Origin of the sequence: Bradyrhizobium sp. Cp5.3, from assembly GCF_000426265.1 — a bacterium.
In the GTDB taxonomy this organism is placed as follows: Bacteria; Pseudomonadota; Alphaproteobacteria; order Rhizobiales; family Xanthobacteraceae; genus Bradyrhizobium; species Bradyrhizobium neotropicale.
This window is the reverse complement of sequence record NZ_AUFA01000084.1, coordinates 1-10,877: the sequence shown is the minus strand read 5'-3', so window position 1 is coordinate 10,877 and position 10,877 is coordinate 1. Positions and strand designations below refer to the sequence as shown.

The following is a 10,877-nucleotide window of genomic DNA, read 5'->3' as shown; positions in this document are numbered from 1 at the left end:
GACGATCAACCCCGTTGCCCACGTCACGAGGGCCGCGTAACATTCATTCCGGCAACGTCGGCCCGACCTAGTTCAACAGCGATCGGGACATCCCCGGTAGAGCGGCTCGTCCGCCGTAGCTCGACGAGCGAAGGCGGAAGCGAAACCCATCAATGCCTCTTCGAAGCTAATGGGTTTCGCCAGAGCTCTGTCCATCCTACGGGACTGATCGCAGCTTAGCAGAGTCCATTGTGGGACTTAGCACAAGCGGCACGCCCCCCAAGATGCGCAGCAACCCGCGCAACCACCGCCCCCCCAGCCACCGCCCCCCCAGCCACCATACCCCCAGCCACCATACCCCCAGTCATCGTACCCGATATCGTCACCGAACCAGACGTCGAACCCGCAGCCGCCGCAACCGCAACCACGGAAGCCACGGCAACCACGGAAGCCACCGCAACCTCGGATGCCGACGAACCTGGCACCACCACAACTTCGGATGCCGACGAACCCACCACCACCGCAGCCTCGGACGCCAACAAACCCACCACCACCGCAACCTCGGACGCCAACGAACCCACCACCACCGCAACCTCGGCCGCCAACAAACCCACCACCACCGCAACCTCGGCCGCCGCCGCACCCCCCGCCACCATGGCCGCACCCGCAACCACCGCACCCGCGCGCTAGCTGCACGCCGCTGCCAAAGTTTTCTCTATCGAAGAGATGGAACGTGGCCAGACTGACGTCGGCCATTTCCTCTTCGCCAAGAAAGAAGCGCTGATTTGGCCAGATATTGTAAGATTGCGGGATACCGGCAGCGGGCATCGTGGATGCGGATGCACTACCCGCCAGCGAAAGACCCAGTCCGGCGGCACCCAATACCTTCACGGTGGCGGCTTTGGTTGTGCGTTTCTGCTTCGAAGCTTGCTTGACCCGTGGCATGGCCGCACCCTCCGTAAGTTCTTGTGAAAACGCTCCGCAAGAGTGCGCTCGGCGAAATCGGCACGCAAGGGTTAAATGCGAAACATCTCATCGAGCTCCATTCATCTTCATGAACCGAGATCGACACATAACCGCTTTTGGTTGAGCTGAATCACGCCATCGAGCTGGCATCGGGTATCTGGACCGCAATGTGGCCGATGTTCTCGCCCGCGCGGGCGACGTGAAGGCCAGCGCGCAGCAGAAACAGGATCTGGCGGCCTTCATCCATCTCTGCGGCGCAGGTCCCGCCACAGCCTACGCACGCGGCCACTTTCAGATGATGGCCGGCGAGCGGTGCGGCGATCACCTCGTCGCTAGCTATATCTCCAAGGTCAACGCGATGAAGCGGCAATTTCTGCGCCTTGCGGCGGAGGACGGCAATTAGCTCGCAGGGTTACCTGGAACGACTCCTTCGCCGCAGCTCGACGAGCGAAGGGGGAAGCGATGCCCATCAATGCGAGCTGCGATGATGGGTTTTCGCAAGAGCTCAAGCCATCCTGCGGGCTGGGTAAAAGCAGTCAGCCTGTACCTTGGCCTCGTCTAGACATTCGCTTCCGCCAGTCCACGCGCTTCAGCCTGCTGGCCGGCGCCTTGAGTCCGGTTGATATCCCTCAAGCACTCATCGCTTTGATGGACTGCGAGAATGTTGATGCCGAGAGCCATGGACTGGTAGCCATTGTCCAGGAGCCAATGCTCGAGTTGCCGGTTATCCGTCTTGATCTTTTCGATCAACAGGATCGGACGATACGTCTTGATCGTCTCCCGAGCACCCGCGAGGGCCTCCATCTCCATTCCCTCGACATCGATCTTGATGAAATCGACGCGCGGCAGATTGAGCTCGTCCAGCGTCATTTTTCGTACAAGCACGGTGTTGTCGGTATAGCTGATCGACTGACCTATGAATTCGTTACCCGGGCGCTGCCGCAATTCCAGGCTGCCGAAGCTGGAAGGCGCAAAATAGTTCGGATTTGGAATTTGCATCATGCCGGATTCGGAGGAAACGGCAGCATGCACCGCCAGCGCATTGAAGCAGTTGTTGATGGCAATGTTGCCCGCCAGCGCATAATAGATCCGTTCCTGGGCTTCGATCGCGATCACCGAACCCCAGCCCGTCATCGACGAAGCCCATTCGATCGTGTGCACGCCGATATTCGCGCCGCAGTCGACGGCGATCACCCCGTCACCGTGGTGCCGTCGTCGCAATGCCAGCAATTCGAGAGCGACCTTGACTTCGCCGGGATCGAAAGCGGCCGTTTCGAGGATCTGAAACCCCACGCCGTAGCCGCGGTCAGGACTGACCATGCGATAGTCGAAGCGATTGACGATCATCGTTCCGTGGTTGGACGAGGCCATGACAAAGGCCAGCTTTTGCCCCGCGATAGGCATTGCGGAATCTCCTCTAGATTGGATCCCACTATTGCAATGCCGGCTTATGCGAAGCTTATCTCGACCGGGTTCGGTCTGCACCCGGGTCCCCGGCCGGCGGCATCCGGTCAGCGCCGTGAGTCCCGCCTGGCCTGTGCCCTCTTGTTGGCCTGTGAAACCCGGCCAATCTTCGAGGGAGGAAGTTTGACGGTTCGACGATGGCTCGGCAGTGCGCGCATGCCCTCACCTGACGTGGGCTGGTTTTCCGGGCGCGAGAACTGCCTGGCGCGGCGCAGCGATAGCGCCCGCCGGGCGGCTTCTCCCAGCTCGCGCCGTGCTTCAAAGTTCTGGAGCCGTCTCAGCTCCTTGTTGACGCGCTTGAGGGCGGCAACAAAAACTTCCTTGCGCCGGAACGTGTTTGCTCCCGTCCCGGGCGTGCGGCGACCGCCGGGATCGGCTGAACCTTTCGCGACGCGTCGTTGGCGGTGCGCGAGTGTTCGTTCCTTGTCGCGTAGATCACGCAGCACGAAACGCAACTTCTCCAATGCCGCACGATCGACCTCTCCGATCGCGGGATGGTGGGAGGTCAGGACAAGCTGCTGCTCTTCGTGATTCAAGATGCTGGCCTCGAACTTACATGGCGTTGACATCCTTCTTCTCCTTCAACGAACTCAGATCCCAGGGAGTGTCGCTATCGAGATTGACGTCTGCAGCAGCAAGCCGGCGGAAGAGCGCCCTGCGGCGGGCCATCGGAGGCCACTCGTAAAGAAAGATGTCGGATGGCTTCCAGATCGCAACCCAGCCAAAGATCAGAAAGCTCTCCTGCAGAATCCAGGAAACGGGACTTTCGTCCATTTTTCGCAACAGGAGCCAGCCGAGCACCAGGCATAACGACAGGATGGAAAGGCCAACCGCAAGCGAGAACCGCCCGTTCCTGAACAGGTCCCGCATCTCTCTGGTCATGGCCTGGCTTCTGAGGTCGAAATGATCCTTCACCGCGATGACGATGTCGCTTGCCGACGCTCGCGACAATTCGTCTGACGGCAGATGAATGACGATCGCGATGGACGCATCGATCGGCAATTCCTGCGCACGGGCTACAATGTAGTCTTCGGCCTCGAGTGCGAGTTCACTTTCCCTGAATGGCGACGGATCAAGCGTATTGAAGAGCTGCGACACCTTGCGAAGCTTTATCTCGATCCGGCCGGTCGACGTGGCCATGGCATCCATTGCCTATACTTCGCGAGGTCGGATCCGCATCTCCAATCACCGCACGTGAGGTTCCCGAGGACAGCACAATGAGAGGCGGCGGCTGGTCTGAATGATGATCCCGGAGAACGGCGGCCGAGCGGATCAACCTTTGCAGTTCGTCGCGTTTGCCGTGTCATGGTGTCCCGACAGGCGGCCCTCCGCCATCGGGAAATGTACTGGTGGCGGCGGCGTAGTAACCGATGTGGAAATTTCTCCAGATTTCCGCTGGAACGGCGGGGCAGTCGCGTCAGGGGTGGCGCGCGGTATTCAACATTCCCACGTCAAGTCTCACGCGGGCGGATTTAGCAGCGTCAAGCAACTGAAATCACATCAAATCCTTGGTTGTGGCAGCAAGCGTGACCCGGATGGGCGACCTGCTGCGGCCTCGGCCTCGGCTAGGCGGTTTTCCTGCTTCGCAGTGTTTCGTGCGGGTGGCGACGATCACCGCGTCGGTTTGACTTGCGAACATAGGTGACGAGGGCCTCGGGGTTCTCGAGCTTGATCTTCAGCGCTGCGACCAACGCGTCCTCGGCTTCGATCGTGAGCGCCTTGGCACGCGTCCCGAGCTTCAACCCGACGGTATATGACGCCATGGCAGACTCCTCAGTCCAGGCCTCCACCGTACCTCAATCGGCGTCACTTCGGAACAGCCCTGCTCAACCCATCTCATATGCGATAGCTCTGCGCCGCAACGGGATGATGAGTTTCGCGAAACATGATCATGCCGCAAGGCAAAACGGGATCACGACTGTTCTTTCAGGTTCGGCGCACCCAGCTCATCGAAACGAAAGAGCTGAAAGATCCGCTGGCCGTCGAAGTCGAGCACCCTCAGATCATCGGTCTCCTGCAGGTTGCTTTCGACCGCTTGAAAGTGCCCGCCGTAGCGTGTTCTGGCCAGCGACAAGGGAACCTCGAACGCGACGAACTTGCCGATACCCTTGCTCCTGAGCACCTCGAGGAGCTTCTGATCGTGCAGGGACTCGTGGGATGTGAGAATGAGCAGCGGACCGCTCGCCGTGAGCAGCAAAAGCGATTTCATCGGGTCCTCCTTTGCAGCAGGCGTAGCCCGGAAGAGCGGCTTGTCCGCCGTAGCTCGAAGAGCGAAGGCGGAAGCGACATCCGGGGAATGCGTCGGCGGCAAAGTCCCTGACATCGCGGAGCCCATCATCGGGCGCGCTTCGCGCAGGCCCATTGGCTCATCCTGGCCGCGCACAAGCTCTCGGCCGTCGGACCGGCGCCATCATGCCATAGTGCGCCTGTTTTGCCCGACACGTCAAACGTTATTCGGTATCGCCGAAATCAAAGATCCGCAGCGATTGCTACTTTGCATGGGGTTGTTTTCGACAATTTTGTCGGCGGGCGCCCGACCCGCCCCTACGCCGCGTCGACTTCCCCGGGTACACCACCCGGCGTCGGACCTGCAACGAGCCGGTCGAGGCTGACCAGCAGGAGATCGGCGATATGCATGAGCTGGTAGAGGGGAATGTCCGCCTCGCCCTTCTCGGCAAGTGGCACGAACCCGGGCGGGACGCCGATGAGCTCCGCCAACTGGACTTCGGTGTAGCCGCGGGTCTCGCGCGCAAGTCTGACGCGCGCACCGATCTCGCGCCTGTGCCGGGCCTGCTCGTCCGCGGTCATCATGACAGCCTGTTCGTCCGGGCTCGCATAACCATCGGCGAACGCGCTGCCGATCAGCCTCCCCTTGCGCCAGGCGACCCGGCAGGCCTTTCGCAGGCCGCTATCGAAGATCAGCGTGAACTGCTCCGCAACCCAGAGCGAGCTGTTGAGTGCGAGGCGGACGCCGGTGCCTGATACGTCGCGGATCGTACAGGGGACGCTGATGATGCTGCCGGTGCCGTTGTCGAATTCGACGATGCCGGTCCTCAACGTGTGATGTCTGGCTGCAGCGCGATGCTCGCTCATCGTTCGTACGCTCCCGTGGCCTCCGGCAAGGTCGAACATACGTATCCGACGCATCCTTAAAATTCAGGCGTAACGCCCGCGGAATTTTTCCTGAACGCCTCCACCGTCTCAACCGGGACTGGAAGCCATGGTAAAGCAAACGTGGATGGGATAACGGGCCGGCCGGCCGAGGCCGCCATAATTTTTCCCTCGCGCCCGCGTTGTCTTGGACGGCGGCGAGAACTATCCTCTCGATGAATCGGACTGCCGCACTCATTCCGTTGATGCAGGACTGAATGGAGAGCGCATCGGTGCCTGAGACGCAAGATCCAAAGCCGGACGCCCCGAAGCCGGACGAGCCGCGCGCCGATGGCGGGCTGACGCGGGCCTATGAACAGATCAAGAGCGCCGAAGAAGACCTTGCGCGGCTGGACCAGTTGGTTTCCGGATTGGAACGCGGCAGCGACAGCCCGCCGCCCGGGCCGGCAAAGGCCCCTGCGGAACGCGACGACGCTCCCGTGGACAAGACGCCGCCGCCGGAGAGCAAGGTCCACCAGCAAGGCTTGAAGGGGGACCGGCCCATGCTGCGAGCCTTCCTTGGCCTGCTGCTGGCGATCGGCGTCCTTGGCGCCGCGTTCGCTTCGCAATATCGCGATGAGGCCAAGGCGATCATGGCGCGATGGACCCCGCCGGCCGCGAGTCCGCGCCCGCAGGTAACAGAGGTTCAGAAGCCCGCGACGCCGCCAACGGTCCTGCTGGCGGCTGCGGATGAGCCGGCGCCCGTGCCGGCGCCGCCGGTCCACAAGGAAGCGCAAAGCACGCCGCCAGCCGGCGCCACAGCGCCCGACCAGCCATCCGCCGAACTGGCACAATCGCTCAAGACCATCACCGATGCGCTTGCGAGCATCAACGAAAAGCTCGAGCAACAGAAGAGCCGCAACGAGCAGACGCTTCGCGAGCAGGCCGACGCCATTCGACAACTCAAGACGGCGCAGGAGAAAGATGCGGGGGACAATGCGCGCCTCGCCGCGCAGGTCCAGGCGCTGCAGGCGCAGCTTGCTGCTTCACCCGCGAAACCCGCCGCGCAGAGCCCGGTGAAGGAGAACAATACGGCTGCACCACGCCAGCACGTCCAGGCAGCCCCACCCCGGCGGCCGAGGCCTCCGCCGCGCGGCCCCTGGATGCCCCCGCCCTATATGGTCGACCCCTACGGCGATCCGGACTGGTGAGCGCGTAGGCGGATACGCGTTTCGCAGCGCAGGTCCCGAAAATCGCTTCGCTGATCCGCCTCGCGCGGGCTGCTTGCATCGGCGTTCTCAGCCACTGACTTTTGGTGCTATGCTCCACCGCAGTCCGGCCCGCGGCCCCCGGCCAAATTTGTGCAACGTTCAGGCGGGTACCGGCATGAAGGAGCGAGCGCATGACCAGCCACCTTCCACGCGTCCTGTTGGCCTGTACTGCCCCTATGATGCTTCTGTTTGCGGTCTCTGCAGCCAGCGCCGCGGACGGCTGCGGTCCGGGCTGCCACGCCACCGGGTCCGGGGCGTGCGTGGTCGATGGCTGGGGCACGGGTGCGCGTGTCTGGAATGAATGTCCGGTCACGTCTCGTGCGCGCCCGCCTTGCGGGGGGGCAGACTACGTCTGGGATGCCCGCAAACGGGCCTGCTTCCCGAGGGTGAGCGATTGGATTTCCGGCTCGTAGGATGGGTTGAGCGAAGCGATACCCATCAACTTCGCTTCGCAAGAGGTGATGGGTTTCGCAAGGGCTCAACCCATCCTACGGACTACGGCCTCACGATATCTCCTGAACTGACACGGCCGCGATCCCGTTCAGCTCGCGCTCTTGCGCCGTGGGCTCGTGCTCGGAGGAATCGCCGACCGAGACGTCCTTCATTCTGCGCTTGACCTCCTCACATGTCTTGCGGACGTCTTCCGTGAAGAGCGCGCATTCCTCGATGCGTTTGAAGATCTTCCGACCCTCTTCGCGGTAGCCCGCCGCCGTTTCGCGCATGAAGGCTATCGCATCATGGACCTGGGCTGTCAGCTCCTCGCATTTTCGCGCGGCGTCGATCAACTCCCTGCCCATGGCCTCGATTTCTTTCGCAGCGGACTCATAGTCGCGAATGACCGCCTCTGCACTGAGCGCGCCAACACGCGTGACGCCCTCGGTGTGCTCGACGTAATCAGGCAAAGCAATCGACGCGATCGAACTTCCCGGGCGGACCGATGAGATGTCCGCCTCGAGTTGAACCAGGTTCACGCCTTCCCGTCTGCGCAATTGTTCAACACCTGCCATGTTGGTCTCCAAATACACGCCCCGGCACCCCAAAGGACGTTGAGTGTATTACGGGGAAAAGCAGCATTCTAACCACATATGCCGTTGACAGTCTCAGCTTTGCCATTTTCTCCCCACATCCAATGCAACACGCAGGGATGATTGATGTCACAGGTACACAACCTCTCCCTGAATGCGGGAGTTTCCGCGCCAATGCCGAGGAGAAGGCCAGGGAAATGAGCCCCACATCCCTCTGTCCTCCCCAATCTCTCCACATCCCTGCCACCTCGATGACAAGGCGCAACCGCGATTCCGGCGGGAACGCAGCGAAGTCTCGCGGCTTAATTTATTGAGGAGTGTCGTTTGATGTTGAGTGCGGACGGGAACAAGCCGATGGGGAAGCCGAGCCAGCGTAAGGGCCGAAAAAAGGCCGGGCAGCAGACCAAAGCCGGCGAGCAACAGCTTGCCACTGATGAAACACGGGCAGCGGAGGCTGGCCAGGAGATCGAGCAACGGGTCGATCAAGTGATCGGTCAAGAGACCAGTCCGGAACTCAGTTCACCGGTCGCATCGACCCCAGACTCGCCCGCCCTCGCAACACAGACGATCGCGAGCGCGCCGATCGCCCCGCTGGAACTCGTTGCAGTGAGCCCCCAGGCGATCGCAAATGCCTGCGCCAACTACACCATGAAGTCGCTCGAACAGAGCTGGGCGTTGTTCGGCAAGCTCGCCTCCGCGCGGTCACCGGCCGAGGCTTTCGCGTGTCAGATGGAGTTTGCGAAGGAAGCCTGCGAAACCTTCGTCGCGGAATCGCGCAAGATTGCCGACCTGCAGGAAGAATTGGTCAAACAGCGCGTCATGCGTTTCGAGGGCTGGGTGGCGAGGGTCACCCAGACCACATTCGAGCTGCGCGCGACACGTCACTAGCGCCAGCTCGCCGGATGGGTGGAGCGACCTGTCCGCCGCAGCTCGTGGAGCGAAGGCGGACGCAATACCCATCAACTGCGCCTCGACACGGTGGTGGGTTGCGCACCAGCTCAACCCACCCTGCTCTGAAAAACAACAGCGCTCAGTTGGCTGCACGTCCTTCGTTGCGGTCTGCGGCCGCCGTGCGCTTCGCCCGCGGCGTCGGGACCCTCAGTTGCTGCAGCGACGGCGCAGTGGTCGCGACCTGCGACTGCTGAACATGCGCTGCCCCGAGGATACCGACCCGGCTGCTCAAATTCCCTGCGGGTGTGAATGACCTTTCGCGGCCGTCCGGCGACGATCGCCTCACGCGATGGCCGGCGCAGCGTTCGAGAACCAATCACGTTCTTGAGTGAGCCCAACCCGCCTCACGGGATCTCGTAAACCGACACCTTGTCCGCGATCCCGCTCAGCGCCACGCTGCGGCGGGCTGGGTTGAGACCGTTGGCCTCCAGCAGGGTCCGGGTCTCGGCGTTGTCGACCACCGCCTCCGTCACCACGATCGAGCGCGATGCGGCGAGGCCCTGGACGCGAGAGGCGATGTTCACGGTCTGCCCGAAATAGTCCTGCTGGCCGTTGAGGGTGACTGCAAGGCACGATCCCTCGTGAATGCCCATCTTGAGCAGCAGGCCCTGCTGCTGGCGCTGGGCACCCAACTCGCTCATGGCCTCGCGCATGCGGATCGCGGCGGCGATCGCACGGTCGGGCGTCTCGAAGGTCGCCATCACGGCATCGCCGATGGTCTTGACTACGGCGCCCTGCTCGGACGCGATGATCTCCTGCAAGAGGCGGAAATGCTCGTTGACGAGATCGAAGGCGACGAGGTCGCCGACATGCTCATAGAGGCCGGTTGAGTCCTTCAGATCGCTGAACAGGAAGGTCAGGCTCAGGATCTTGAGCCGCTGGCCGATCGCGAGCGTGTCGGTGCGATAGAGGTCGCGGAAGGTCTGGTTGGTGAGAATCCGCTTGGCCGTAAGGCTGGGCTTGCGCCGCGTCAGGAGGTCGTCGAGCCGCTGGTTCGCGACCCACACCGCCGGCAGCACGCGGCTGTCAGTGCGGTTCTCCAAAGCAAGCCGCAGCGCGCCCGGGCGCAAGCTCACGGCCTCGACGGGGACCTCGGCTTTGTTGAAGATCAAGGAAAGGTTCTGCCGCTCGCTGGTCTCCTCGCCCTTGACCTCGAGGAACTGCGCGGTGTGCGTGACGGGATCGAACACGATCAGCGTGCCGGCGGGAACCTGCAGGGAGAGGATCGCCCGCTCGCCCGGCGGCAAGTCGACGGTTTCCAGCGTAAGCTCGCGCATGAGCCTGTCGAGATCGGCCGGAAGATCGATGGCCGAGCTCCAGAAGATCTGTCGATAATATTCGACGAGCGACAATTCGTCGGCGTTGTGGGCCGCGATCTTGCGCACGCGCGGGCTGACGGTGAAGGTCACCTCGACCAGATTGTCGAGCGTCGTCTCATAGCCGGCGGCGCAGAACGCGCAGTGATACTGCGGGCTGTTCACCGTCTTCAGGCTCTTGTTGGCGGAGAGCACGCCGGCACAACTCGGACACATCACGCTCCAGGTCATCTCCAAAATGCCGAGCCCCACCGCGTGCAACAGCCCGCCGATCACCTGCTCCTCGCCAAGGCCGGATTGGCTCGCGAGATGCAGCGCGTTGATCTTGCTCAAGGCATGGTCCGGCGATTCCCGCACCATGCGTTCGAGCAGGTCGACGACGGGCTCGTCAACCGATTGACGCAGGACACCGAACAAGGTTTCGATTTCGCTCATACGGTGGTTTTACCTGAAAGGGGGGCGCGCGGAGGGGATGTCCCGATCGCTGTTGAACTAGGTCGGGCCGACGTTGCCGGAATGAATGTTACGCGGCCCTCGTGACGTGGGCAACGGGGTTGATCGTCATGCGATTGTGGCGAGCTTGAAGAGCCGCACGCAGAACCGACAATTGCTTATGCGCCTTCAATCGTCGGAAGCCCTTGTTGGCCTCGATCATGCCGGCCGCGACCCATCGCAAGGCCATACCGGCATCCCGCCAGCGTTTGACGTTGCGCGTGACGCGGCGAATGGTGCCCATCATGTTCTCGGCGATGTTGGTACAGGCGAGCGATCGACGAAGCTCCTTCGGCAACTTCAACCGGACGACAGTCAGGATT

Annotated in this window: 11 protein-coding genes and 2 pseudogenes; 4 read left to right on the top strand and 9 right to left on the bottom strand. The window is 62.2% G+C overall.

What is annotated here, in order from left to right; translation table 11 throughout:
* Window positions 1–1,073: 1,073 nt before the first annotated feature.
* Window positions 1,074–1,348, top strand: a pseudogene (locus tag K289_RS0139400) (lytic transglycosylase domain-containing protein); the annotation flags it as partial.
* Between the two features lie 155 nt (window positions 1,349–1,503).
* On the opposite strand, the gene K289_RS0139395 reads toward K289_RS0139400, so the two are convergent.
* The 6 genes from K289_RS0139395 to K289_RS0139370 all read right to left on the bottom strand — a co-directional run bounded on the left by K289_RS0139395 (window position 1,504) and on the right by K289_RS0139370 (window position 5,502).
* A complete protein-coding gene (locus tag K289_RS0139395) occupies window positions 1,504–2,349 on the bottom strand; it encodes an FkbM family methyltransferase (protein ID WP_027556368.1) in 846 nt (281 codons plus the stop codon).
* Between the two features lie 107 nt (window positions 2,350–2,456).
* Window positions 2,457–2,978, bottom strand: a complete 522-nt coding sequence (locus tag K289_RS0139390; protein ID WP_027556367.1) for a hypothetical protein — start codon at window positions 2,976–2,978, stop codon at window positions 2,457–2,459.
* Complete coding sequence (locus K289_RS46995; protein WP_063614287.1) at window positions 2,962–3,549, bottom strand: hypothetical protein; 588 nt, start codon at window positions 3,547–3,549, stop codon at window positions 2,962–2,964. The genes K289_RS0139390 and K289_RS46995 overlap by 17 nt, the downstream gene beginning before the upstream one ends.
* Window positions 3,550–3,974: 425 nt before the next feature.
* Entirely contained in the window at window positions 3,975–4,172 is a 198-nt protein-coding gene (locus K289_RS0139380) for a hypothetical protein (protein ID WP_027556366.1), read from the bottom strand.
* A gap of 149 nt (window positions 4,173–4,321) precedes the next feature.
* Window positions 4,322–4,771, bottom strand: a complete 450-nt coding sequence (locus tag K289_RS0139375; protein ID WP_245284133.1) for a hypothetical protein — start codon at window positions 4,769–4,771, stop codon at window positions 4,322–4,324.
* 182 nt (window positions 4,772–4,953) lie between these two features.
* Window positions 4,954–5,502 (bottom strand): helix-turn-helix domain-containing protein, encoded by a 549-nt coding sequence (locus tag K289_RS0139370; RefSeq protein WP_027556364.1) that lies wholly within the window; start codon window positions 5,500–5,502, stop codon window positions 4,954–4,956.
* Window positions 5,503–5,792: 290 nt separating this feature from the next.
* Between K289_RS0139370 and K289_RS0139365 the strand changes: the two genes are divergently transcribed.
* Both K289_RS0139365 and K289_RS53275 read left to right on the top strand, forming a co-directional pair.
* A complete protein-coding gene (locus K289_RS0139365; RefSeq protein ID WP_371260911.1) occupies window positions 5,793–6,710 on the top strand; it encodes a hypothetical protein in 918 nt (305 codons plus the stop codon).
* 191 nt (window positions 6,711–6,901) lie between these two features.
* Complete coding sequence (locus K289_RS53275; RefSeq protein ID WP_371260910.1) at window positions 6,902–7,183, top strand: GCG_CRPN prefix-to-repeats domain-containing protein; 282 nt, start codon at window positions 6,902–6,904, stop codon at window positions 7,181–7,183.
* 90 nt (window positions 7,184–7,273) lie between these two features.
* Here the strand turns inward: K289_RS53275 and K289_RS0139360 are convergent, their stop codons facing one another.
* Entirely contained in the window at window positions 7,274–7,777 is a 504-nt protein-coding gene (locus K289_RS0139360) for a hypothetical protein (protein ID WP_035687753.1), read from the bottom strand.
* 345 nt (window positions 7,778–8,122) lie between these two features.
* Here K289_RS0139360 and K289_RS0139355 point away from each other — a divergent pair, with 345 nt between their 5' ends.
* A complete protein-coding gene (locus K289_RS0139355) occupies window positions 8,123–8,683 on the top strand; it encodes a phasin family protein (RefSeq protein ID WP_027556361.1) in 561 nt (186 codons plus the stop codon).
* Window positions 8,684–9,090: 407 nt separating this feature from the next.
* Here the strand turns inward: K289_RS0139355 and K289_RS0139350 are convergent, their stop codons facing one another.
* Window positions 9,091–10,497, bottom strand: coding sequence for an adenylate/guanylate cyclase domain-containing protein (locus K289_RS0139350; protein WP_027556360.1), 1,407 nt, complete (start codon window positions 10,495–10,497; stop codon window positions 9,091–9,093).
* Between the two features lie 88 nt (window positions 10,498–10,585).
* A pseudogene (locus K289_RS46990) lies at window positions 10,586–10,877 on the bottom strand (IS256 family transposase); the annotation flags it as partial.